24 protein-coding genes and 1 pseudogene are annotated in these 23,507 nt (G+C 32.2%); 20 read left to right on the forward strand and 5 right to left on the reverse strand.

The window, feature by feature from the left end:
• The 7 genes and pseudogenes from C8C83_RS00005 to C8C83_RS00035 all read left to right on the forward strand — a co-directional run.
• Positions 1-419 (forward strand): annotated as a pseudogene (locus C8C83_RS00005) (acyl-CoA reductase); the annotation flags it as partial.
• A 93-nt stretch (positions 420-512) separates the two neighbouring features.
• Positions 513-1,583: a 3-phosphoserine/phosphohydroxythreonine transaminase gene (serC, locus tag C8C83_RS00010; protein ID WP_121325864.1), complete on the forward strand. Its 1,071-nt coding sequence runs from the start codon at positions 513-515 to the stop codon at positions 1,581-1,583.
• Between the two features lie 236 nt (positions 1,584-1,819).
• Positions 1,820-2,770 (forward strand): D-2-hydroxyacid dehydrogenase, encoded by a 951-nt coding sequence (locus C8C83_RS00015; protein WP_121325865.1) that lies wholly within the window; start codon positions 1,820-1,822, stop codon positions 2,768-2,770.
• 95 nt (positions 2,771-2,865) lie between these two features.
• The gene (locus C8C83_RS00020) at positions 2,866-3,219 is read left to right on the forward strand and encodes a hypothetical protein (protein ID WP_132011609.1); all 354 of its coding nucleotides are present in this window, start codon (positions 2,866-2,868) and stop codon (positions 3,217-3,219) included.
• Positions 3,220-3,393: 174 nt separating this feature from the next.
• Positions 3,394-3,951: a hypothetical protein gene (locus C8C83_RS00025; protein ID WP_121325867.1), complete on the forward strand. Its 558-nt coding sequence runs from the start codon at positions 3,394-3,396 to the stop codon at positions 3,949-3,951.
• A 254-nt stretch (positions 3,952-4,205) separates the two neighbouring features.
• A complete protein-coding gene (locus tag C8C83_RS00030) occupies positions 4,206-4,652 on the forward strand; it encodes a DUF6146 family protein (protein ID WP_121325868.1) in 447 nt (148 codons plus the stop codon).
• 33 nt (positions 4,653-4,685) lie between these two features.
• Positions 4,686-4,988, forward strand: coding sequence for a DUF6787 family protein (locus tag C8C83_RS00035; RefSeq protein ID WP_132011610.1), 303 nt, complete (start codon positions 4,686-4,688; stop codon positions 4,986-4,988).
• Here C8C83_RS00035 and C8C83_RS00040 read toward each other — a convergent pair.
• On the reverse strand, positions 4,985-5,281 hold the full coding sequence (locus tag C8C83_RS00040) for a hypothetical protein (RefSeq protein WP_121325869.1): 297 nt from the start codon (positions 5,279-5,281) through the stop codon (positions 4,985-4,987). The two genes, C8C83_RS00035 and C8C83_RS00040, sit on opposite strands and share 4 nt — an antisense overlap.
• Positions 5,282-5,390: 109 nt before the next feature.
• Complete coding sequence (locus C8C83_RS00045; protein WP_121325870.1) at positions 5,391-6,122, reverse strand: phosphodiester glycosidase family protein; 732 nt, start codon at positions 6,120-6,122, stop codon at positions 5,391-5,393.
• Between the two features lie 132 nt (positions 6,123-6,254).
• Between C8C83_RS00045 and C8C83_RS00050 the strand changes: the two genes are divergently transcribed.
• From C8C83_RS00050 to C8C83_RS00085, 8 genes are all read left to right on the forward strand, one after another.
• Entirely contained in the window at positions 6,255-6,920 is a 666-nt protein-coding gene (locus C8C83_RS00050) for an ABC transporter ATP-binding protein (RefSeq protein WP_121325871.1), read from the forward strand.
• A gap of 110 nt (positions 6,921-7,030) precedes the next feature.
• Positions 7,031-7,795: a TIGR02757 family protein gene (locus tag C8C83_RS00055; protein WP_121325872.1), complete on the forward strand. Its 765-nt coding sequence runs from the start codon at positions 7,031-7,033 to the stop codon at positions 7,793-7,795.
• A gap of 73 nt (positions 7,796-7,868) precedes the next feature.
• Entirely contained in the window at positions 7,869-8,930 is a 1,062-nt protein-coding gene (locus C8C83_RS00060) for a HEAT repeat domain-containing protein (protein WP_121325873.1), read from the forward strand.
• Positions 8,927-10,363, forward strand: coding sequence for a glycosyltransferase (locus C8C83_RS00065; RefSeq protein ID WP_121325874.1), 1,437 nt, complete (start codon positions 8,927-8,929; stop codon positions 10,361-10,363). Before C8C83_RS00060 ends, C8C83_RS00065 begins: the two co-directional genes overlap by 4 nt.
• A 7-nt stretch (positions 10,364-10,370) precedes the next feature.
• The gene (locus tag C8C83_RS00070) at positions 10,371-11,633 is read left to right on the forward strand and encodes a YaiO family outer membrane beta-barrel protein (protein ID WP_121325875.1); all 1,263 of its coding nucleotides are present in this window, start codon (positions 10,371-10,373) and stop codon (positions 11,631-11,633) included.
• A 5-nt stretch (positions 11,634-11,638) separates the two neighbouring features.
• Positions 11,639-13,852, forward strand: coding sequence for a DUF4838 domain-containing protein (locus tag C8C83_RS00075; RefSeq protein ID WP_233565964.1), 2,214 nt, complete (start codon positions 11,639-11,641; stop codon positions 13,850-13,852).
• Positions 13,853-13,861: 9 nt separating this feature from the next.
• Positions 13,862-14,230 (forward strand): response regulator, encoded by a 369-nt coding sequence (locus tag C8C83_RS00080; RefSeq protein WP_121325877.1) that lies wholly within the window; start codon positions 13,862-13,864, stop codon positions 14,228-14,230.
• A 110-nt stretch (positions 14,231-14,340) separates the two neighbouring features.
• Complete coding sequence (locus C8C83_RS00085) at positions 14,341-15,693, forward strand: DEAD/DEAH box helicase (RefSeq protein ID WP_121329893.1); 1,353 nt, start codon at positions 14,341-14,343, stop codon at positions 15,691-15,693.
• 146 nt (positions 15,694-15,839) lie between these two features.
• Here C8C83_RS00085 and C8C83_RS00090 read toward each other — a convergent pair whose 3' ends face one another.
• Positions 15,840-16,952 (reverse strand): lactonase family protein, encoded by a 1,113-nt coding sequence (locus tag C8C83_RS00090; protein WP_121329894.1) that lies wholly within the window; start codon positions 16,950-16,952, stop codon positions 15,840-15,842.
• A gap of 288 nt (positions 16,953-17,240) precedes the next feature.
• On the opposite strand from C8C83_RS00090, the gene C8C83_RS00095 reads away from it, so the two are divergent.
• The 5 genes from C8C83_RS00095 to C8C83_RS00115 all read left to right on the forward strand — a co-directional run bounded on the left by C8C83_RS00095 (position 17,241) and on the right by C8C83_RS00115 (position 22,385).
• Positions 17,241-19,169, forward strand: a complete 1,929-nt coding sequence (locus C8C83_RS00095; RefSeq protein WP_132011611.1) for a BatA domain-containing protein — start codon at positions 17,241-17,243, stop codon at positions 19,167-19,169.
• A gap of 80 nt (positions 19,170-19,249) precedes the next feature.
• The gene (locus tag C8C83_RS00100) at positions 19,250-20,506 is read left to right on the forward strand and encodes a dihydroorotase (protein WP_132011612.1); all 1,257 of its coding nucleotides are present in this window, start codon (positions 19,250-19,252) and stop codon (positions 20,504-20,506) included.
• 5 nt (positions 20,507-20,511) lie between these two features.
• The gene (locus tag C8C83_RS00105) at positions 20,512-20,838 is read left to right on the forward strand and encodes a hypothetical protein (RefSeq protein WP_099711565.1); all 327 of its coding nucleotides are present in this window, start codon (positions 20,512-20,514) and stop codon (positions 20,836-20,838) included.
• A gap of 262 nt (positions 20,839-21,100) precedes the next feature.
• A complete protein-coding gene (locus tag C8C83_RS00110; protein ID WP_121325878.1) occupies positions 21,101-21,745 on the forward strand; it encodes an alpha/beta fold hydrolase in 645 nt (214 codons plus the stop codon).
• 70 nt (positions 21,746-21,815) lie between these two features.
• Positions 21,816-22,385 carry a cysteine hydrolase family protein gene (locus C8C83_RS00115; protein ID WP_121329895.1) on the forward strand — a complete coding sequence of 190 codons (570 nt, stop codon included), beginning with the start codon at positions 21,816-21,818 and terminating at the stop codon, positions 22,383-22,385.
• Between the two features lie 126 nt (positions 22,386-22,511).
• Here the strand turns inward: C8C83_RS00115 and C8C83_RS00120 are convergent, their stop codons facing one another.
• Positions 22,512-22,943, reverse strand: a complete 432-nt coding sequence (locus C8C83_RS00120) for a hypothetical protein (RefSeq protein WP_121325879.1) — start codon at positions 22,941-22,943, stop codon at positions 22,512-22,514.
• A gap of 49 nt (positions 22,944-22,992) precedes the next feature.
• On the reverse strand, positions 22,993-23,496 hold the full coding sequence (locus tag C8C83_RS00125) for a hypothetical protein (RefSeq protein ID WP_121325880.1): 504 nt from the start codon (positions 23,494-23,496) through the stop codon (positions 22,993-22,995).
• Positions 23,497-23,507 lie beyond the last annotated feature (11 nt).

Genomic DNA, 23,507 nt, shown 5'->3' on the forward strand with positions numbered 1-23,507 from the left:
TTGGTTTAGGGTGTCGTAACGTTTCAAAACTTTTTGTACCAAAAGGTTATAAATTTGATGGTTTCTTTGAAGCAATTTTCAAATATCAGGACGTTATTCATTATGAAAAATACGCTAATAATTATGATTATAATAAAGCTGTATTCTTAATGAGTAATTTCAAATTATTAGACAATGGTTTTCTAACTATTAAAGAAGATCCGAGTTATGCATCGCCTATTTCGAGTGTTTTTTATGAATTCTACGACAATATCGAAGATTTACAAACCCGTCTTGAAGCTGATGCTGAGCAAATTCAATGCATCGTTAGCAATGATTTAGTTAAAAATAGCACTTCTTTTGGGCAAACCCAAAATCCTCGTTTGTGGGATTATGCAGATAACGTAGATACTATAACGTTTTTGTTAACAACAAAGTAAAAAAATGTTCAATTATTTCGAATAATTTATCGCTTTTTCGGGTCCTATTGCCGAAATTTGCGTCTTTAAAATTTTCGACTATTAACAACAACCATGAAAAAACACAACTACAGCGCAGGACCAAGTATCTTACCTCAAGAAGTTTTTGAGAAAGCATCAAAAGCAATTTTAGATTTTAATGATTCAGGACTTTCTATTCTGGAAATTTCGCACCGAAGCAAAGATTTCGTTGCAGTTATGGATGAAGCGCGATCCCTTGCTTTAGAATTATTAGGCCTTGAAGGAAAAGGATATCAAGCCTTATTTTTACAAGGTGGAGCAAGTACAGCATTCTTAATGGCTCCGTATAATTTATTGAAAGAAGGCGGAAAAGCTGCTTACCTAGATTCCGGAACCTGGGCAACTGCTGCTATAAAAGAAGCAAAAAACTTTGGAGAAACTGTTGTTGTAGCTTCTTCAAAAGAAGAAAATTACAACCATATTCCAAAAGGTTACACAATTCCTAGTGATGCTGATTATTTTCACTGCACTAGTAACAATACTATTTTTGGAACTCAAATGAAAGATTTCCCAGCAACTAATGTTCCAGTTGTTTGCGATATGAGTTCTGATATTTTTTCACGTGATTTAGATTTCTCTAAATTTGATTTAATCTATGCCGGAGCTCAAAAAAATATGGGGCCTGCAGGAACTACTTTAGTAGTTGTTAAGGAAGAAATCTTAGAGAAATCAGGAAGAACTATTCCAAGTATGTTAGATTACGCTAAACATATTAAAGCAGAAAGTATGTACAATACTCCTCCTGTTTTTGCAGTTTATGTTTCGTTATTGACTTTACAATGGATCAAAGCTAAAGGCGGAGTTGCTGCTGTTGAGAAATTAAACGACGCAAAAGCCGATTTACTTTATGCTGAAATCGACAGAAACCCATTATTCAAAGGTGCTGCAGCGGTTGAAGATCGTTCTAAAATGAATGTTACTTTCTTATTAAACAACGCTGATCATACAGCTACGTTTGACGCTTTATGGAAAGAAGCAGGAATTTCAGGATTGCCAGGACACCGTTCTGTGGGTGGTTACAGAGCTTCTATTTACAACGCTATGCCTATCGAAAGTGTTCAGGTATTGGTTGATGTAATGAAAGCTTTGGAATCTAAAGTTTAGTTTTCAGTTTTCAGTCTCAGTTTTCAGTAAACGTGAGACTAAAAACTGAGACTGAGTACTAAAGTCCTAGCCCCGATAGAAGTGGAAATCCTTTTTTGTTTTTCCTTTAAAAACAAAAAAGATTGCAACGAATAGTGGGATTAGCTCCAAAACAAAAAAAAAGAAAAAATTATAATATATGTTTATCATCTGATCTATACGATTAACCGATTAAACAAATAAACACATAAACTATAATGAAAGTATTAGCAAATGACGGAATTTCTAAAAGTGGAATTCTAGCCTTAGAAAAAGGTGGATTTGAAGTTATAACTACAAAAGTAGCTCAGGAACAAGTGGCTAATTTTGTGAATGAAAATAATGTTGACGTAGTTTTAGTTCGTTCTGCAACTAAAGTTCGTAAAGATATTATCGATGCTTGCCCGGGACTTAAAATTATTGGTCGTGGTGGTGTTGGTATGGATAATATCGATGTTGATTATGCAAAAAGCAAAGGAATTCACGTAATTAATACGCCGGCTTCATCATCAGAATCTGTTGCTGAATTGGTATTTGGACACTTGTTTTCTGGTGTTCGTTTCTTACATGATTCAAACAGAAATATGCCTCTTGAAGGGGATTCAAACTTTGATGGTTTGAAAAAAGCTTACGCAAACGGAACTGAATTAAGAGGCAAAACTTTAGGTATTGTTGGTATTGGTCGTATCGGGCAAGCTACAGCAAAAATGGCTCTTGGTTTAGGTATGAAAGTTATCGCTGCAGATAGTTTTATTCCGCAAGTAGATGTAAAAGTTGAGTTTTTTGATGGTCAGTCTATCACAACTACAATTGTTTCTCAATCATTAGAATCTTTATTTAAAGAAGCTGATTTTATTACATTACACGTTCCTGCTCAGGATGGTTACATCATTGGAGAAAAAGAATTGGCGATCATGAAAGATGGTGTTGGAATCGTAAACTGTGCTCGTGGTGGTGTTATTGACGAAGTTGCTTTAGTAAAAGCTTTAGACTCAGGAAAAGTTGCTTTTGCTGGTTTAGACGTTTTTGAAAGCGAGCCAAAACCAGAAATGGCGATCTTAATGCATACTAAAATTTCGTTGACTCCACACATTGGAGCTGCAACTGGAGAAGCACAAGACAGAATTGGAACAGAATTAGCGTCACAAATTATTACTTTGTTGAGCTAAGAAACAATAGATTAAATTTGATTAAAGGGATTTACTACGTACCTGTAGTAAATCCCTTTCTTTTTCATACTTTCGCAAGCTCTTAAAAGTATGATATGAATATGAACAAAAAAAGTTCTAGACGTAAGTGGATCATTCGACTGATTCTATTCACAATTGTAATTACTTTATGTTGTACCTCTATCTTTGGTAATATATTTTCGCTTATTATCGAAAAAGAATATTTTATTCCTGAGCAATCTTCCATTTTTACTTTTAATGAAACTGTTGGCAATGAAGGCTCAAGCGATGTTTGGAGATATGGAGAAGATTATAGCAACTATTATTTCAATCTGAGCACATTTAGTAATGATGTTCTGTTTTTTCCTAAAAAGAACATTGATAATTGTCCCGGATTTAATCCCGAAGACATTACTACTTGGTGCAAAGTAAGAGTGCCAAAATACTAAATCTTAACATTGGCTTTAATTTAAAGTCACATAAATAAAGTTTTGTATAATTTCTCGAATTTGTCGAACCGAGTAATTAAAAAATAGATTAACTTTAGAGGTATTTATTATTATTTTGTAGTAAATACCTTTCTTTTTTTAGTAATTTTGTCGTTTAATCTAAATCTAAAAATCATGTTTGAACAATTAACACAATTAGTACAACAATACGGAGGCGATGCTGTTGTGAACAACTCTGCTATTCCAAATGAGCACAATGAAGCTGTAATCAGCGAAACGAGTTCTTCAATTTTTGCAGGATTGCAAAAAATTGCTTCAGAAGGTGGTGGCGAACAACTTGCAAGTTTATTTAGCGGAACATCATCGATAGACAGTTCTAATCCGGTTGTGCAGCAAATAACACAACAAGTGACAGGAAATCTTGGAGAGAAATTTGGATTAAGCAGCGAAGCTTCTTCTGGTGTTGCAGCAAGCATGATTCCGCAGATTTTAAGTTCATTAGTAAACAAAGCCAAAGATCCAAATGACAGTAGTTTCAATATTTCGGATATTATTGGAGCTATTTCCGGAAACGGCGGACAAGCTTCGGGAATTATGGATACAATAAACAAATACGGAATGCAATTTGGTTTGGATCAAAACGCTGACGGAAAAGTAGATGTAGCAGACGCAATGGCGCTAACAAAAAGTGGCGGATTAAGCGGTTTGCTTGGGAAATTATTTGGAAAATAGGTTTCTTTTAAGACACTAAGGTTCTTAGGTACTAAGTCGCTAAGATTTTGAACCTTAAAATATAAATTATATTAAAAAAGCTATTTACTTAAATTGTAAATGGCTTTTTTTTATAAAAATCCAAAATGGCAAAGGTTTTGATATTCTAACTTTTAAATAAACTTAAATCTGTAAATCACGAATTACAAAGTGCTGTTAAATAACATTATAATTGGCTGATTTATTCGTAAATTTAAGCTTGAAACTAAAAAATCATGAAAAATTACGCTTATATAGTAGTTCTCTTATTTACGATTGTTGCGTGTTCGACGACTTCAAAAAATAATATTGCATCTAATAACAATCCTGGACATACTCCAAAAGTTGCGGTAAACGATACTGTGCGAATTGCCAATGATTCTCTTGAATACGAAGTTATTATTATTGACAATGGTTTTAGCACGTGGCTAGCTTCAACAGCACTTCCAAGAAATTATTATTCATTATCTTATCTGGAAATCAAAAATAGATTGTATGTAACTGAGTGGAATATCAGAGCTTCTCAACCCCAAAGATATAACCCGAATCTGTATGAAATGACGATCGATTACCGACCTGAAATTCATTACGGATATGAAGTAAATTACCTGATTTACAATTATATGATTTATTTTCAAAATACTTACAAACAAAAGCTTTCGGGTTACGTTCCAATGCGATAATCTTGCTATATTTGTAATTGTTATAAATAAAGCATGAATAGATTAAAGAAACGTTGGGGAATTACCTCAAATCTACAAGCCATTATCATTCTTATCGTTTTTGCCATTACTGGATCGGCATCTGCGTATTTGTCCAAACCTTTTTGCGTATGGCTTGGTATCACCAAAGAAGACTTTGGCGGTTGGTTTACTTTAATCCGTTTATTGATTATTTTTCCTATTTATCAGGTTTTATTAGTTGTAATAGGAACCATTTTCGGGCAATTTCGTTTTTTTTGGAATTTCGAAAAGAAAATGCTGAAAAATATGGGACTTGGATTTCTCTTCAAAAACTAAATATCCCTATCTGATTTCTGAAAGTAATACGTATAAATCCACGTTAATGTAAAAGACGGAATTATATCTGTAAAAGGCAATATCTCCTCAACAAAAGTCAAAATACCTGCCACTTTCCCTACTCGACCTTTATACATTCTGGTCATAATAAAAGCTGCAATTGGAGCCCAAATTATATCTCCAAATTCGGCAAATCCCAAAACAGAATAAGTTAACATTCCTATTCCGTCCAAAAGCAAACCTAGAATAAGTTTTCTGGTTCTTCCCTCACTTGTTATTCCTAAATCTTGCATCTTCTTCTATTTAGATATTATTCGAATTTAAACAGAATTAATTAAAGTAATTTATTTTTAAAGTTGTTTTTCTTGTTTAATTTCAACATCCTTAAAAGATTAACTTTAACTAATTTCCTTTTTTCTTTTTCTCCATTACTGCAAATAATACGCCAAAATTTCCATCAGTCTGAATCCAATTTTCTGACGGAACATATGCTCTTGACACAAATCCATCGAGATACAATGCATTTTTACATCCCAAGCTTTTAAAATAATTGGCGAAATCGTAGAAATTGATTTCTTTTTTAGACAATACAAATACTACTTTTCCGTCTGGTAAAATTCCAACTCCATTTCTAATATTCAAATTAGCCGACCCTTTCTTAAAATCAGGATGAATTTCACCATCAATCACCAACATTGGTCCGGATTGTGTCGCGTATTCTATTTTACCGTTATTTTTAAATTTTTCAGTTGTAGAAATTTCAGCCATTTTTCCGGTTGTTAAATAAAATACTCCGTTAGGTTTCAAATAGAAATTTCCTTCGGCTTTAGTTGTATCTAATGGAGATAAAACCTTCTTTTTTTCGATATAAAGACCTTGTGGAGAATTGTCCTTTTTATACATTCCTCCATTCATCGCAAAACTTAGTGATAAATTATTCTTTTCTGTCCAATTTTTCAGATTTAGAATACTTCCAAAATTTTGTCCGTTCTCATTTTTCCAATACAATTTCAAATCTTGCTTTTTAAGATCTACTTTATAGACTACAAATTGATCTTGAGTATATAGTTTTGCATTGACAAAAATTGCAAGCACAACTATTGCTAATACCAGAATTCCAAGTTTTAATTTCATTCTTTATATAGTTTATTATAAATCTAAAATAAAAAACCTAATAATCATTTATATCAATCTCTTCTTAAAATTCTGTTAGATGACATTTTTATATCGGGAGAATCTTTGTTTCTTTGTAGAAACAGTTTCAAAATGATACACGCAAAAAATATACATAAATTCTACGACCAACTTGAAGTTCTTAAAGGAGTTGATTTGCATATTAAAAAAGGAGAAATTGTTTCTATCGTTGGTGCTTCTGGTGCCGGAAAAACGACTTTATTACATATTTTAGGTACACTTGACAAACCTTCGAAAGCTGACACAGATAGTTCTTTGACTATAAATGGTCAAAATGTTTTGGGTTTCAATGATAAAGCGTTATCAAAATTCCGAAATTTAAATCTAGGTTTCATTTTTCAGTTTCACCAGCTTTTACCTGAGTTTACAGCTTTAGAAAATGTTTGTATTCCAGCTTATATTGCAGGAAAAAAACCGTCAGAAACAGAAGCTGAAGCTAAAAAATTATTGACTTTCTTAGGATTATCACATCGAATCGATCATAAACCAAACGAACTTTCCGGCGGAGAACAACAACGTGTTGCCGTTGCAAGAGCGCTAATTAATAAACCGGACGTTATTTTTGCCGATGAACCTTCCGGGAATCTCGACACACATTCTGCCGAAAATTTACATCAATTGTTCTTTCAGCTTCGTGACGAATTTGGACAGACTTTTGTCATCGTAACTCACAACGAAGAACTTGCAAATATGGCCGATAGAAAATTGGTAATGGTTGATGGTTTAATTAGTAATTAGGAGCTATTTCCTGCTATCCGCTCTATCTTTTCCTTGCTAAAGAAGCAAGAAAAAGGATGCCGCTTTTATCAGGGCTAGGCTTTACAATAATAATTACCTTTTATTAAATTATGACTAAAAAAGAACTTAAAGAATTTCTCGACGAAAAAGTCATTCAATATAACAATCAGGATTTCATTGAAAGTGATCCTGTACAAATTCCGCATTTATTTTCTCAAAAAGAAGACATTGAAATCGCAGGTTTCTTAAGCGCTACAATCGCTTGGGGAAATCGTAAAATGATTATCAAAAACTCTCATCAAATGATGGAATTAATGGGAAACACGCCTTACGATTTTGTCATGTCTCATTCTGATGAAGATTTAGAAAGACTAGAAAGCTTTGTTCATCGCACCTTTAACGGGAAAGATTTTGGAGGTTTCATAAAAGGTTTACAACACATTTACAAAAACCATAACGGTTTGGAAGCTGTTTTTGCTAAGAATCAGGAAAAAGATAGTTTGCAAAAAAGTATCAGCGAATTCAAAAAAATCTTTTTTGAAATTGATCATTTACCACGAACTCAAAAACACATTTCAGATCCTTTAAACAATTCTGCGGCAAAAAGAATCAATATGTATTTGCGATGGATGGTTCGTCAGGACACAAAAGGCGTTGATTTAGGAATCTGGAAAACCATTTCTCCTTCTGCATTATCTTGTCCGCTAGATGTGCATTCCGGAAATGTTGCCAGAAAATTAGATTTGCTTTCGCGAAAGCAAAATGACGGGAAAGCTTTGGCCGAATTAGATTTAAAATTGCGAGAAATGGATGCAAAAGATCCTGTTAAATATGATTTTGCCCTTTTTGGATTAGGAGTTTTTGAAGGATTTTAGCCTCAAAACCAATAGATTTCATTAGTTTTTTTGCTTTTTTTTTCGTAATATTACCATACAAAAGCCTTTTTGTATGGAACATTTTATTTTCGATTTAAAATATTACATCATTCCGTCTTTCTTAATTGTAACCTTATCTTTAGCTGTTATTCTAGTATTGAATAGAGTCTATTATCAATATAATTTGCCTTCCAGACATCTTATTATTCGCAAATCCGAAAAATTTCTGACCGAAATTACCTTATCGAGACCGGACAAAAATATTTTAAAATACAAAATCGCCAAATTCAAATCTGAAATCCCGATACATCGTACGTGGTGCAAAGAAATGCTCATTGACGATATGATCAGAATGAAAAGTAATCTAAAAGGACAAACTGCCAAAAATATTCTGATTATTTACAAACAACTCAATTTAAACCATTACTCAGCAAGTTTAATTAGGGATTTTAGAAAATATAAAAAGCGCGAAGGAATTTATCATTTTCAATCTTTGGGATACAAACCCGGAATTTCATTAATAAAAAAGTATTTACAACATCCCAATAAAGTTATTCGGTCCAATGCCAATATTGCTTATCTGGCTTTAACAAAAGGCGATTGGCAGGCAATTGATAATATTCCCGTTAAGGTTTCGATCATCACGACAATAAAAGTCATGGATGTTTTACATTCAGAAAAAATACCAATTCCGCCACAAATAGATCTTTGGATAGAATCAGAAAACCCTACTATTCTAAAGTTGGCGATTATGACAATGGTTTTTTATAATTACACCAACAAATCTGCCCAAATAATAAAGTTGCTTCATCATGAAGATAAAGCACTAAAAATCGATGTTATTACTGCAATTCAAGATCTATTTTTAGAAGAAGCCGAAGACGAATTGATTAAAATTTTCCCATCCGAATCTATCGAAATTCAAATAGAAGTTCTAGACGCTCTTTCTGTAGTAGGTTCGAAAAAAACGATTGCTTTTCTCAAAAATGAAATCGAAAAACAAGAGATAAAAGATATAAAATTAAAAATGGTATTTTGCCTAAACAAGCTTGATCCAAAAGGTCTTGACACTTTAGGCGCGCACGATCCTGACACGCAAAAAATGATTAATCACACTAGAAAATTACATCTATGATACATGATTTTCTATATTATCTTATTCGTGTTTATGATATTTTTGTAGCCTGTTTTTCGATTGGTTACATTTCATTTTATATATTTCTTTCTATTTTATCGTATTGGGCGATTATAAAACATTTAAAATATCAAAAATATCTCGAAGAAGAAGTTCTCATTCGGTCCAATCACATATTAGGCGTTTCTATTGTGGCTCCGGCGTTTAATGAAGGTGTAAACATCGTATATAATGTAAAATCACTTCTTTCGCTGACCTATCCAAAATTTGAAATCATTATCGTAAATGATGGAAGTTCTGATAATACACTCGAAAAATTAATAACCGAATTTGATCTCGTTAAAATTGACTTTTATTATCAGGAAAAAATCGTAACGCAACCTGTTCGCGGACATTATAAATCGACAAATCCGGTTTATTCAAGATTATTAATAGTAGACAAAATAAACGGAAAAAGTAAAGCCGACGCTTCAAATGCCGGAATAAATTCTTCGCAATATCCTTTGTTTTTATGCACTGATGTTGATTGTATTTTAAAAAGCAATACAATTTTAAAGCTTGCAAAACCGTTCATGGAAAACGAAACTCGTGTTATTGCAACCGGAGCAGGAATTAGAATTTCAAATTCATGCGACATCAAAGAAGGCTTTTTATATAAAGTACATTATCCTAAAGAATGGTATCCGCGTTTTCAGGAACTCGAATATGTACGATCTTTTTTATTTGGGCGAATGGCTTGGAGCCAAATAAACGGATTATTATTGGTCTCAGGCGGACTTGGAATGTTTGACAAAGATATAGTTATAAAAGCCGGCGGATATTGGCATCAGTCTTTAGGCGAAGACATGGAACTTATAACGCGCATGAGAAAATACATGCATGATACAAAAGAAAATTTTTTGATAAAATACATTCCGGAATCGCTTTGCTGGACAGAAGTTCCAAGCACGAGAGAAATATTCTTAAGGCAACGCATTCGTTGGGCACGAGGATTGGTTCAAACCTTGTATTTGCATCGAAAAATGTTTTTAAATCCAAAATATGGACGAACAGCATTCGTGGTTTTACCGTTCTTTTTTAGCTTTGAATTCTTGGTTCCAATTATCGAATTTACTGGTATAATTACCTTAATTGCAAGTTTTGTCTTTGGTATAATAAACTTTCAATTTCTATTTCTTATTAGTTTCTTAGTGTATCTTTTTTATTTGTCAATAACCATAATATCGATCTTAATTGACGAAATACTTTATAAGAGTTATGCCAGTTATAAAGAACTCATTACGCTTATTGGAATGGCAATTATTGAGCCTTTTGTCTATCATCCTATTACGATTTATGCTTCGCTAAAAGGATATTGGCATTTTTTTAGAAAAAAAGAACAAAAATGGGGCGTCATGGTTCGCAAAGGTTTTGAGTCACCCGCTAAAAAATAATTTGATTATGAAAAATAGTAAACTCTTAAATATAACCAAGCTGCTTTTTTGTTTGTTTTTACTTTCGAATCAAACTATTAAAGCACAAAAAATTGATACCGACAGTCTTTTAACGGTTGTAATAAAAGACATGAAAAGCGCACATCCTGATTATAAACTCAATATTCAAAGAGCTTTATTAGGAAAAAAACTTGCGCCGGATTATATAGATTTTTCTTTGGCGTTAGGTCGGAATTATGATTTAACAAAGCAAAAAGACAGCGCAAGATTCTACTACAACTATGTAATTGATAAAAACCCGAGATACGAAGACGCTTTTCTTTATCTGATAAACATGGATCTGGAAGATGAAAAATATGACGAAGCTCTAACCACAACTTACAAAGCAATTGATTTATATCCTGACAACAAAAATTTCAGACTTAAGAGAATTGAGCTTTATTCATTGCAAAATGATACCAAAAATGAAGCAAAATATCTTAAATCCATCAGGGCAAAATTCCCTCATGATCCGGACATAGAACAGCGACTTTTTGATTTATATTCTAAAACCAATATCGATCGCGTAGGCGCTTATTATAATCTGACCACAATTGATCGTGACGGAGTTGGTCCGTGGCATTTGTTCAGCGCAGATTATATGCATCAACGCACTTGGGGAAGTCTGATTGGCAGAGTTAGTTATGCCAAAAGACTTTCGTCAGATTTAGTTATGGCAAGCGGACTTCAGTTTGAGGCAGAATCTTATCTCTTTGCTAAAAAAAATAGTTACCAATATATTGATGTTGCTTACAGCAAAGACAGCGCTTTTCCGGAATGGAGATTGGGTTATTCGTATTTTCAGAATTTCAAAAAAGGCTGGGAAGCTGATCTGGGAGTTCGATATATTGTAATGCAGGATAATAGCGATTTAAAAACATTAAATATAGGAATAGGCAAATATTTTGGTTCTTATTGGCTAAATTTAAGATCATACATTCAAAAAGATAGTCCATCATTTATCTTAACGTCCCGTTATTATTACAAAACAAAATATGATTATGTGACTTTAATTGCAGGTTATGGAACTTCGCCAGACGATAGAACAAGAGCCGCAGAATATGATAGGAGAAAATCTTTAAACTCATATCGATTAAGTGCAGGATTTTATAAATTAATTCAGAACCACTATGTTTTTGGTTTTCTAATTACTGATAATGAACAGGAATACACCAAAAATAAATACCAAACCGAACTTGATTTTGCAGTTTTATTACAATATAAATTTTAAACATCATGAAGAAAAAGTATCACGTATATCTACAGTTTCTCTTTTTTTTCATGTTTACCTTCAATATGATGGCACAATCTGAAATCATTATAACCGAAAAAAACAAAATTATTGCTGCTTCTGAAAACACACAGCAAGCAGCAAAAATTTTGAAAACATATCTGGATAAAGCCTTCAAAAAATCTTTTGAAATTTCATCTGAAAATAAAAAAGACAATACTTCATCAGAAATATTTTTAGAAATTTCGAATACTGAAAAACTTAATCCAAATGAATTTATCCTAAAAAGTGACTCGAAATCAATTTATTTAATTGCTCAAAATCAAAAATACCTTCGTTATGCCGTTTACAGTTTACTTGAAATTTGGGAGTTTAGAAAGTTTACTTCCTCAGAAACTTATATTCCGAATTTAACGCAAGTTGCTTTTACAAAAAATACAAGCAAGATCGAAAAACCTTCTTTTGATTACAGAGCGATTTTTTATCCGGATTGTTATGATGAAGATTTTAGAGATTGGCACAAACTTGATTGGCAAGTTGATGATTTTGGTATTTGGGGACATTCTTTTAGCATGCTTGTTCCGGCAAAAGAATATTTTAAAACTAATCCGAAGCTTTTTGCTTTATACGAAGGGGAACGAAATACAGAATCATTATGTATGACAAATGATACAGTTGTCGATTTGGTTGAGAAAAAAATGGCGAAAATTATTGCTGAAACTCCAAATGCGCAATTCTATTCTATAAGTCAAAACGACGATGTTGTTTATTGTGAATGCACAGAATGCCGAAAAATAAACCAGAAATATGGCGGTCCTCAAGGTTCATTATATTACTTTTTAAATAAAATTGCCGCTCATTTCCCTAAAACAAAAATTACAACGCTCGCCTATCTTCACACGCTAAAACCGCCTGTAAATTTAAAAATTGAACCTAATATTTATACTATTTTCTGCCCAATTGAGCTAAACAGAGGAAAAGCACTTACGGCTCAAAACGCACCGACATTTGTAAAAACACTTGAAAACTGGAGCGCAACTTCTCCGCATTTATTTCTTTGGGATTATACCGTGCAATTTTCAAATTATATTTCGCCATTTCCGAATTTAGAACCTTTTCAGAGCAATTATAAACTCTTCAAAAAGAATAAAGTCAAAGGAATATTTGCTCAGGGATATGCAGATGTACCAGGAGATTTCTCAGAATTAAGACAATATCTTTTAGCCAAATTAATGTGGAATACTGACATTAATATCGAAGCTACAACTGCCGATTTTTTACGAGGTTTTTATGGCAAAGCCGCGCCATTTGTAAACAAGTACATAAATCTTTTGGCAGAATATCAAAATAAAAGCAATGCTAATTTAGACATTTATTCTGGTCCGGTTCAAGCCCGAAATACGTTTCTAACGCCCGAAGCAATGGATCAATATGATCAATTATTAGAGCAAGCTTCAAATGCTGTAGAAACAGATTCAGTTTTAAGTATGCGCATTCAAAAATTAAGATTAGCACTTGAATTTGCCTTTTTTGAGCAATCTAAGTTTTATGGAAAAAACCAACACGGAATGTTTGTCGTAAATAATAAAGGAGAAAAAATAGTTCGTGAAGGACTAAGTGAAAGAGTTTTGAAGTTCTCGAAATCCTGTAATGATTTTGGAATTTACGAACTGAGCGAAGGAGGACTTTCTCCTGATAATTATTATAAAGAATGGCTGGAAATCTGTAAAAACACTACAAATCACTTAGGCGAAGATTTAAAAGTAAATTTTATTACACAACCTTCAAATGAGTTTAAAGGAAAAGGAAGTTACAGTTTAGTGGATGGAAATCGAGGTTTTAAAGATTTCAATATCAACTGGATTGGCTGGTACGAAAACAATCCGGAATTTGAAATTGAAACAAAAAACTTAAACTTTAATACTTTAAAATTAAATTTCCTGAACGATCAGAGACATTGGATTTTTCTACCAAAAAAAATAAAAGTCTATGGTTTTAAGAATCAAAAATGGAATCTCTTACAAGAATTGAGTGGTGAAATTTTAACAGAAACCAACGAAATTACAACAAAATCATGGGAAACTAAAAATCAAGACTTTAGTAGTTTTGCCAAGATAAAAGTGATTGTAGAAAACCAAACAGAAATACCCGTTTGGAGAAAACGAAAAAACAAAAAGCCAATGGTAATGTTAGACGAAGTAGAATTGTATAAAAAATAAACTTTAGAAATGGACACCGGTGAAAAAAAAATTATGATTATTGAGAATGATGAAATGACAATTGAAATTCTAAAATTCATTTTCAAAAAAGAAGGCTATAAAATAAGTATCGCAAAAGATGGCATCAATGCCATAGAGCGCATGGCGACAATTATGCCGAATCTTGTTATAACAACGATAACAATTCCGTTAAAATCCGGACTGGAAATTATCAGTTATATCAAAAAAAATTTCAAGGACATTCGTGTTGTTGCACTTTCGTCACTTGGCGAAGAAGAAAATACTGTCGAAGAAGCTTTTGAATTGGGAGTTGATGATTTTATTGCTAAACCGTTTAATCCAAACGAACTTTTATTGCGAATAAAACGTTTTTTATAGCATTTAAAACTCTATTTTTGAGAAATACGAATGCCCCAAGCTTTCGTAATTTCTAAGAAGTATCGATTTTTCAGCTATTTATAGCTATCTTTGCACAAAATTTAATGCAAATGAGCACTTTCGAAAAATTCAATCTTCCAAAATCAGTACAAAAAGCAATCGACGAATTAGGATTTGTTACGCCTACTCCTATTCAGGAAAAATCTTTTTCAGTTATTATGTCTGGTCGGGATATGATGGGAATTGCGCAAACCGGTACCGGAAAAACATTTGCTTATTTATTACCCCTTTTAAAATTATACAAATTTACCCCAACCAATACGCCTAAAATTGTAATTCTGGTTCCAACTCGTGAATTAGTAGTTCAGGTTGTTGAAGAAGTTGAAAAACTTACCAAATACATGTCTGTTAAAACGCTTGGTATTTTTGGTGGAGTAAATATTAATACACAAAAAAAAGCTGTTTACGAAGGTGTTGACATTTTAGTTGGAACGCCTGGTAGAACAATGGACTTAGCTTTGGATGCGGTAATTCGTTTTGATGAAACTCAAAAATTAGTAATTGATGAGTTTGACGAAATGCTGAATCTTGGTTTCCGTACACAATTAACAGCGCTTTTAGCGATGATGAAAACCAAACGTCAAAACATTTTATTCTCTGCAACAATGACTGATGAAGTTGATGCTGTTTTGAATGACTTTTTTGATTTTCCTGAAGAAGTAACACTTGCTGCGTCAGGAACTCCGTTGGAAAACATTACTCAAATTACTTATAATGTTCCAAACTTTAATACTAAAGTAAATCTGTTGAAACATTTATTAGAAACAAACGAAAGCATGGAACGTGTTTTGGTTTTTGTAAATAATAAAAAGATCTCGGATATGCTTCATACCCGAATCGAAGAACATTTCGAAGGTCAGTTTGGAGTAATTCACTCGAATAAATCTCAGAATTATCGTTTGAGCACAATGGCTGAATTCCAGGAAGGAAATCTTCGCGGACTAATTACTACAGATATTATGGCGAGAGGTTTGGATATTTCGAATATCTCTCACGTTATTAACTTCGAACTTCCTGAATTTCCTGAGTTGTATATGCACCGAATTGGTCGTACAGGTCGTGCAGATGCTACAGGAACCGCAATTAGCTTTATCACGCCTCGTGAAGAAGAGTTTAAAGTTGAAGTTGAAGTTTTAATGAATCAGGAACTTGAAATAGCAGAATTTCCAGAAGAAGTAGAAATTTCATCTAAGCTAATTGAACCTGAAAAAGACAAACAACCAATTAAATTTTTAATGAAAAAGCAAACCCTAAAAGGTGAAGGTGCTTTTCATGAAAAAGATAAAAAGAATAAGAAAGTCAACTTAGGCGGGCCTTCAAAAACAAAAAAGAAAACCCACGGATCTGTCAATCGAAACATGTTGAAAACGAGAGATAAGAAAAGAAAAGATAAGGATAAATAGGTCTTTTTAAGGTTCTGAGGTACTAAGGTACTGAGATTCTAAGGCTAAAAAAAGCGGAATTAAGTTATTTCTTAATTCCGCTTTTTTTTAGCTTTTTTTATTTTAAACTTAGAACCTTAGCAACTTAGTACCTTAGAACCTTTAGATTAAATTTTCGTAAAAACCAACCCAACCGGAGAACACAATTCTATTTTTTTTCCGGTATCAGTTATTTTTCCTGTTGCTTTGTCTCTTTTGAATATTATAATATCGTTTGTGTATTGATGTCCTACTAAAAGATAATTTCCTATTGGATCAATCGCGAAATCTCTTGGACCTTTTCCTAAAGTACTAACCTGTTCAACTAAGTTAATCGCTCCATTTTTAAGTATTTTGTAAACTGAAATTGAATTTGCATCTACACGATCTGAAACATATAAAAAGTTTCCGTCAGGCGAAATTTTTATTGCAGCGGCACCAGTTCCTCCGGTAAAGCCTTTTGGTAAAATACTTGTTTCAGCAATCTTTTTTAAACTTCCTGATTTATCATAACTAAAAGTCGTCAAAGTAGCGTCTAATTCCTGAATCAAGTAAACAAATTTGCCGTCTTTGCTAAAAGTTAAATGTCTTGGACCACTTCCTGGTTTTACATCAACACTTCCTTTTAAAGTCAACATTTCGTTTGCCGAATTTGGATTGTATTTGTAGACAAAAACTTTATCCAAACCTAAATCATTAGACAAAACAAACTTTTTATCCGGTGAAAAAACAGCCATGTGTACGTGCGCTTTTTCCTGACGCGCAGCATTTGGTCCTTTTCCTTCATGCTGAATTAATTGTTGTACTTCGGTAATACTTCCATCTGTTTTTTTCTTAAAAACAACAAGGCTTCCACCAGAATAATTAGAAACAATTACATTTTTATCATCATTTATTATATGACAAGGATCAGCGCCTAAAGCATCGTTTTTATTTAAAAAACTAACTTTTCCTGATTTTGAATCATATTTAAAAGCACTTACCGCACTTTCCTTTCCGTTTTCGTTTACGGCATATATAAATTTATTATCTGCAGAAACCGATAAATAACTTGGACTAATTACATTTTCAGATGAATTCTTTAATTTAAAATTTCCTGTTGAAGCATCAAATTCATAAACGTAAATTCCGTTGCTTTGACAAGTATTCGTATAAGTTCCTACCAATAAATTGAATTTGTTCTGCGCTTGTAAGTTTGTAAAAGCAAAAACCGCAAAAAGCAGTATATATAATCTTCTCATATTTTTAATTTGTTTTTTTGAATATGCTAAAATACTCAATAATATCTTTCGCAAACCCATTATTTATTACAAAAGAATTCTCAAAAGTTACATTTTTCAAACTACTGGACTCAAAAAATTAAACCATATAAGTGATATAAGTCCATTTAACTTTTGCGCAAATAAAACTCTACTTATAATATCTTACATTACTTATATGGTTTAAATAATATTACCTGTAAGGTTTGACTAAAAATTTGTATTTTTGACCAGCATCTACAAAACGTAGTGAAATAAATCTAAGCCGGAATGCATTTTAAACACCCCGAGATTCTATACTTTCTGTTTTTATTGATTGTTCCAATTTTGGTACATTTATTTCAATTACGACGTTTCAAAATCTCGTATTTCACCAATGTTCGCTTCTTAAAAGAACTTGCTGTACAAACTCGAAAAAGTTCAAAAATCAAAAAAAGACTTTTATTAGCAACTCGTTTATTGTTGATAACGTGTATTATTTTGGCTTTTGCCCAACCTTTTTTTGAAGCCAAAGACAGTAAAAATGCTTCAAACGAAATGTATATCATTCTGGATAATTCGTTTAGTATGCAAGCCAAAGGAAAAAAAGGTGAATTATTAAAACGTGCGGTTCAGGAATTATTAGAAAACACGCCAGAAACTACACAATTCTCCTTGTTAACCAACACAGAAAATTACTGGAATACAGATATAAAATCTTCTAAAAGTGCTTTACAAAATCTAAATTATAGCGCAACTCCTTTTGAACTTCCGTCAATTATGGCGAAGATTAAAGCGCATAAATCGGCACATAAAAAAGATATTATTATTATTACAGATGCTATTGGTTTGGCTGAAAAAGATGTAAAAAATATTGATAGCGGTGAGAAACCATATTTTATCATTCCTGAAGCGGAACAAAAAAATAACATTGCAATTGACAGTGTTTTTATCAATCAGACTTTAGAAAATTTCTATGAAATAGGCGTTAATTTATCTGCTTATGGAGAAGATTTCAAACCCGTTTCGATGGCATTATATAATAAGGATAAATTAATTGCTAAAACGATTATCAAGTTTGACACGAAGAAAAAGAAAATCAATTTTACAATTCCAAAAGAAGCTTTTCATGGATATGTAACAATTGAAGATAATGGTTTGACTTATGATAACAAACTATATTTCAGCATTTCAAAAACTAAAAAAACGAATGTTATTAGTATAGGAGAACCTGAAAAAAGCAATTTCTTGTCCCGAATTTATACTTCACAAGAGTTTAATTACAACAATTATTCGATAAGTAATTTAGATTATAACAGTCTGGACAAACAAAATACAATTATCCTAAATGAATTGACTGAAATTCCTCAGGCATTGCAAACTACTTTAAAAGCTTTTGTTACCAAAGGTGGAAATCTGGTTGTAATTCCTTCTGAAAAAAGTTCGGTTTCAAATCTAAATACTTTTTTAGCCAATTTCGGAAAAGTCCAATTTGAATCTCTTGAAAATAAAAGCAAATTAATTACCAAAATAAACTTCGATCATCCTTTGTTTTCGGGTGTTTTTGAGAATAAAATTACCAATTTTCAATATCCAAAAACAACTAATTCATTTGTCATTTCGAGTCCATATCCGGCTGTTTTGTCTTATGAAGATCAAAGTGTATTTGTAACTGCGATTCAAAATCCAGTTTCAGGAATTACCATTTTTTCGGCACCAATAAATACGACAAATTCTAATTTTCAGCAATCTCCTTTAATTGTTCCTTTATTTTATAAAATGGGACAAAACAACCAAAAAACGGGTGTAAATGCCTTAACAATTGGCAACAATCAGCCTTATTTTGTGGATGTTTTATTGACAAAAGATGCTATTCTGGAAGTAAAAGGAAACGAAGATTCTTTTATTCCGATTCAGCAAATATTGAATAACAAAGTCAAATTAACGTTCAATGATTTCCCTGAAACAGCTGGAAATTACAGTATTTTTGATAAAAAAGAATGGGTTGAAAACCTGAGTTTCAACTACAAAAGAAGTGAAAGCGATTTAAGTCAAATCAACACAAATGTAGTTTCAGATTTTAAAACTGCTGATACTATTTCGACCATTTTTAATACACTACAAACTGAGCGAACAGACAGCCAAATTTGGAAATGGTTTGTTATCTTTGCACTGTTATTTTTAGCATTAGAAATGGCGATCATCAAATTTGTAAAGTAATTTTCGAGTTTACTTTTTAACCATTTTACTTTTTACAAAAATCATTTTACGATTTCAGTACAAAATAAATTTATCTACATATGAAAATAATCATCAGAAGCGCCAAAATTATCGATTCAAAAAGTCCGTTTCACAATCAGACAGTTGATCTTTTAATTTCAGATGGTTTAATAGAAAAAATAGGATCTTCACTTCCTGAAAACAAGGAAGCAACTGAGGTAAAATTTGATAATTTACATCTTTCACAAGGTTGGTTCGATAGCAGTGTTTCTCTTGGAGAACCAGGTTATGAAGACAGAGAAACAATCGCAAACGGATTAAATGTTGCCGCAAAAAGTGGTTTTACGGCAATTGCTTTACAACCCAACTCGTTCCCTATTATTGACAATCAATCGCAGGTAAATTTTGTAAAAAATAAAGCAAATGGCTTTGCAACCGAACTTTTCCCAATTGGAGCTTTAACAAAAGCCAGCGAAGGAAAAGATATGGCAGAATTATTTGACATGAAAAAAGCCGGAGCAGTTGCTTTTGGAGATTACAATAAAAGTATCGACAACGCTAATCTTTTAAAAATCGCTTTACAATATGTACAGGATTTTGATGGTTTAGTAATCACATATACACAAGATGCTAATCTAAAAGGAAATGGCGTTGCAAATGAAGGAATCGTTTCTACAAAATTAGGACTGAAAGGAATCCCAACTTTAGCAGAAGAATTACAAGTAGCGAGAAACTTATTTCTTTTAGAATATACCGGAGGAAAACTTCACATTCCGACAATTTCGACAGCAAAATCTGTTGAATTAATCAAAGAAGCAAAAGCAAAAGGATTAAATGTAACGACAAGTGTATCTGTACATCATTTGGTTTTAACCGATGAAAAATTAGAAGGTTTTGATACTCGTTTTAAAGTTACACCTCCGTTAAGAACTGAAAACGACAGACAAGCTTTATTAAACGGAGTTAAAGACGGAACAATTGATCTGATCACGTCTGATCATAACCCAATTGATATTGAATTCAAAAAAATGGAATTTGATACCGCAAAAAATGGAACTATTGGCTTAGAAAGTGCTTTTGGAGCTTTACTTACTGTTTTACCTCTTGAAACTATAATCGAAAAATTAACTTTAGGAAAAGCAATTTTCGGAATCGAAAACAACTCAATTGCCGAAGGTTTTAAAGCTAACTTCACTTTCTTTACTCCGGAAGGGAAATCAACTTTTACAAAAGAAAATATCCTTTCAAAATCTAAAAATTCTGCCTTTTTAGGAACTGAAATAAATGGTTCTGTCTACGGAATTTTAAACCAAAACCAACTTGTTACATCTAAATAATTAAAATGAATAATTCAATAGAAGAGGGAAAATCAATTGCAATTACCAGTTATATTTTGATTATTGGTGTTTTGATCGCGATGTCTATGAACTCTGAAAATAAAAATAGTTTTGCTTCTTTTCATATTCGCCAAGCTTTGGGATTGTCGCTTACTTTTATTTCTTTTGGAGCAATTATAAGCAACTTTGACAGCTTTATGATTACTTTTCCAATGTGGATTTGTATTTCTATATTATGGACTTATGGAATTTTTAGCGCTATTCAAGGGCAAATGAGACCTATTCCTTTAGTTGGAAATCTTTTTCAAAAATGGTTTAAAAGTATCGGATAGTAAAATTTTCCGTTTTTTAAATTCCAAAAAGAAATCCGTTAAAATCTGCGTTTTTGCTTGCAAATTCGTGTCATCCGTGTTCAAAATTTATACGCCGATAAAACGGATTCGCTAAAGCGAAAACGCGGATAAAAACAGATTTTATTATAACAATCTCAATAAGCTTTGTCAAAGTTTTAAACTTTGACAAAGCTGAAGACTTGAAACTGATACCGTCAACTTACATTTCACAACTCACATTTCACAAAATTCACAATTAAAAATGAATCTATCTTTAGAATATAAAATACAAGAACCAAAAGTTATCTTAGACAAAAATCCTGTTTTACTTTTATTACATGGATATGGCAGCAACGAAGAAGATTTGTTTTCGTTTGCAACTGAACTTCCAGATAATTATTATATCATTTCGGCAAGAGCACCTTATGATTTGCAATATGGAGCTTATGCTTGGTATGCGATCAATTTTGATGCTGATCAGAATAAATTTTCGGATAATGAACAAGCAAAAACTTCACGTGATTTAATCGCTACATTTATTGACGAACTGGTTTCTAATTATCCTATTGATGCTAATAACGTGACTTTAGTTGGCTTTAGCCAAGGTTCTATTTTGAGTTATTCTGTAGCGCTTTCTTATCCTGAAAAAGTTCAGAGAGTTGTGGCTATGAGCGGTTATTTTAATCACGAAATTATCAATGAAGGTTTTGAGAAAAATGATTTCAAAAACCTAAAATTCTTCGCATCGCATGGAACTGTAGATCAAGTAATTCCTATTGATTGGGCAAGAAAAACACCTGCAATTTTAGAAAAACTAAATATTCCTGTTACTTACAAAGAATATCCTGTTGGTCACGGTGTGGCTCCGCAAAACTTCTTTGATTTTAAGAATTGGCTGGCTTTATAGTATTCAGTTTTCAGTCGCAGTTTTCAGTTTGCATTTTCAAAAATTTCCAAAATTTAAAACTTTTAAAATTATGAATGTATCAAAACTTGATAATCCAGCATTAATATTAATAGATATTCAAAAAGGATTCAATAATATTGCGTATTGGGGCGGAGACCGAAATAATACAAATGCTGAAGAAAAAGCAGCAGAACTTCTTGAAATTTGGAGGGCTAAAAAATTACCTCTTTTTCATATTCAACATTGTTCTTCTATTCCAAATTCAATTTTGAACGAAGCAAATTCGGGAAATGAATTTCAGGATATTGTAAAACCTCTTGAGTTTGAAACTATCATCAAAAAGAACGTAAACAGTGCTTTTATCGGAACAAACTTAAAAGAGTTACTTGATGATGCAAAAATTACAACCGTTGTCATTGTAGGATTAACAACTGATCATTGCGTTTCTACAACTACAAGAATGGCAGGAAATTATGGTTATACTACTTATTTAATTTCTGATGCAACGGCAACTTTTAATAAAAAAGGTATAAATGGAGAGAATTTTTCTGCTGAAATGATTCACCAAACTACTTTAGCAAGTCTAAATGATGAATTTGCTCAGGTTGTTACTTCTGATTTTATCAAAAAAATCGTTTAAGCAATACAATATAAATCTTCTGATTTACTTTAGAAGATTCCCCCAAAAAAAAACCTAAAGATGAGAGAAATGCTTCTTACATCTTTAGGTCTTTTTTATTATTTTAAAAATTATAGAATTCTAAAATTATTGTCCGGTATAAATAATCTTACCTCCTTTTTTCAGGACATAACCTTTCCAGGGAATTAATTCATAATCGTCTTTTGTCCAGGAATCACCTTCTCCTTTTCTTTCTAAGATGATGGATTCTTTTTGCGTATCCAGAAAAAGTTCTGCTTTATTTCCGTCAAAAATTACGTAAGCAGCTGTTGTGTAAGATTTTCCGGTTTCTTCGGCGTGAGATAGTTTTGTACCTTCAAAAATACGAACACATTCTTTTTTAAGCGTTGACCACGTATAACCTGCCGAAGCTTTACATCCATGTGCGTCAGAATCTCCTCCAACAACAACTGGTTTTTCTTCTACTTTTTTATCCGGAGTTTTATTCTCTTCTGAAACTTTTTTTCCGCAAGAAAACGAAAGACCAACTAGAATGGAAAACAAAAATATCTTTTTCATAAGCTCTATTTTTTTATTTGATTATTCTAAAAACAGAACTTATTTGATTCTATTTTTGATATAACCAAGTCTGATTTACTTCAAAAGTAATCTTTTCATCTTGATCAACAAAATATTTTAACAAGACTTCTCCCCATAATTCGCCATTACTGTAATCTGCAATGATCCATCTGTGGTTTAAAATTTTTATTTTATTGATGATAAATTTGTTTGGACCTATTTTATCTTGTCCTGTATAAGGATTCCCATTTGGATTTGAATTCAGGTCTAATAATTTTTCGGTTACAACCGGAATCAATTTTTCGAATAAAATAACTTTCCCGCCTGAAGCACTATTATCAAAATAATTTTGTGCATTTTCATTGTGTTCTAACGAAAAATAATCTGCATCTGCCAGTTTTGTTGACACTAAATTGATACTATCTCTCAGCTTTTTGGTCGTTTTATCATATCTATCCTGCTCAAATTTTACTTCTCGGCTGTAAAACATATAAGTAAAAACATTCATTAATATCGCAAGGATAAAAAGGTAAAGCATTAAGGATTTTTTCATTTTTGTGTTAT

Origin of the sequence: Flavobacterium sp. 90 (genome assembly GCF_004339525.1) — a bacterium.
Classification (GTDB): domain Bacteria; phylum Bacteroidota; class Bacteroidia; order Flavobacteriales; family Flavobacteriaceae; genus Flavobacterium.

What these genes read in the sequence shown, in the direction of transcription:
- C8C83_RS00040 (WP_121325869.1), bottom strand. Translation starts at nt 5,281, where the DNA reads ATGCAAGATTTAGGAATAACAAGTGAGGGAAGAACCAGAAAACTTATT.
- C8C83_RS00020 (WP_132011609.1), top strand. Translation starts at nt 2,866, where the DNA reads ATGAATATGAACAAAAAAAGTTCTAGACGTAAGTGGATCATTCGACTG.
- C8C83_RS00095 (WP_132011611.1), top strand. Translation starts at nt 17,241, where the DNA reads ATGCATTTTAAACACCCCGAGATTCTATACTTTCTGTTTTTATTGATT.
- C8C83_RS00090 (WP_121329894.1), bottom strand. Translation starts at nt 16,952, where the DNA reads ATGAGAAGATTATATATACTGCTTTTTGCGGTTTTTGCTTTTACAAAC.
- C8C83_RS00025 (WP_121325867.1), top strand. Translation starts at nt 3,394, where the DNA reads ATGTTTGAACAATTAACACAATTAGTACAACAATACGGAGGCGATGCT.
- C8C83_RS00055 (WP_121325872.1), top strand. Translation starts at nt 7,031, where the DNA reads ATGACTAAAAAAGAACTTAAAGAATTTCTCGACGAAAAAGTCATTCAA.
- C8C83_RS00015 (WP_121325865.1), top strand. Translation starts at nt 1,820, where the DNA reads ATGAAAGTATTAGCAAATGACGGAATTTCTAAAAGTGGAATTCTAGCC.
- C8C83_RS00110 (WP_121325878.1), top strand. Translation starts at nt 21,101, where the DNA reads ATGAATCTATCTTTAGAATATAAAATACAAGAACCAAAAGTTATCTTA.
- C8C83_RS00060 (WP_121325873.1), top strand. Translation starts at nt 7,869, where the DNA reads ATGGAACATTTTATTTTCGATTTAAAATATTACATCATTCCGTCTTTC.
- serC (WP_121325864.1), top strand. Translation starts at nt 513, where the DNA reads ATGAAAAAACACAACTACAGCGCAGGACCAAGTATCTTACCTCAAGAA.
- C8C83_RS00070 (WP_121325875.1), top strand. Translation starts at nt 10,371, where the DNA reads ATGAAAAATAGTAAACTCTTAAATATAACCAAGCTGCTTTTTTGTTTG.
- C8C83_RS00100 (WP_132011612.1), top strand. Translation starts at nt 19,250, where the DNA reads ATGAAAATAATCATCAGAAGCGCCAAAATTATCGATTCAAAAAGTCCG.
- C8C83_RS00035 (WP_132011610.1), top strand. Translation starts at nt 4,686, where the DNA reads ATGAATAGATTAAAGAAACGTTGGGGAATTACCTCAAATCTACAAGCC.
- C8C83_RS00045 (WP_121325870.1), bottom strand. Translation starts at nt 6,122, where the DNA reads ATGAAATTAAAACTTGGAATTCTGGTATTAGCAATAGTTGTGCTTGCA.
- C8C83_RS00085 (WP_121329893.1), top strand. Translation starts at nt 14,341, where the DNA reads ATGAGCACTTTCGAAAAATTCAATCTTCCAAAATCAGTACAAAAAGCA.
- C8C83_RS00105 (WP_099711565.1), top strand. Translation starts at nt 20,512, where the DNA reads ATGAATAATTCAATAGAAGAGGGAAAATCAATTGCAATTACCAGTTAT.
- C8C83_RS00030 (WP_121325868.1), top strand. Translation starts at nt 4,206, where the DNA reads ATGAAAAATTACGCTTATATAGTAGTTCTCTTATTTACGATTGTTGCG.
- C8C83_RS00065 (WP_121325874.1), top strand. Translation starts at nt 8,927, where the DNA reads ATGATACATGATTTTCTATATTATCTTATTCGTGTTTATGATATTTTT.
- C8C83_RS00115 (WP_121329895.1), top strand. Translation starts at nt 21,816, where the DNA reads ATGAATGTATCAAAACTTGATAATCCAGCATTAATATTAATAGATATT.
- C8C83_RS00050 (WP_121325871.1), top strand. Translation starts at nt 6,255, where the DNA reads ATGATACACGCAAAAAATATACATAAATTCTACGACCAACTTGAAGTT.
- C8C83_RS00120 (WP_121325879.1), bottom strand. Translation starts at nt 22,943, where the DNA reads ATGAAAAAGATATTTTTGTTTTCCATTCTAGTTGGTCTTTCGTTTTCT.
- C8C83_RS00125 (WP_121325880.1), bottom strand. Translation starts at nt 23,496, where the DNA reads ATGAAAAAATCCTTAATGCTTTACCTTTTTATCCTTGCGATATTAATG.
- C8C83_RS00075 (WP_233565964.1), top strand. Translation starts at nt 11,639, where the DNA reads ATGAAGAAAAAGTATCACGTATATCTACAGTTTCTCTTTTTTTTCATG.
- C8C83_RS00080 (WP_121325877.1), top strand. Translation starts at nt 13,862, where the DNA reads ATGGACACCGGTGAAAAAAAAATTATGATTATTGAGAATGATGAAATG.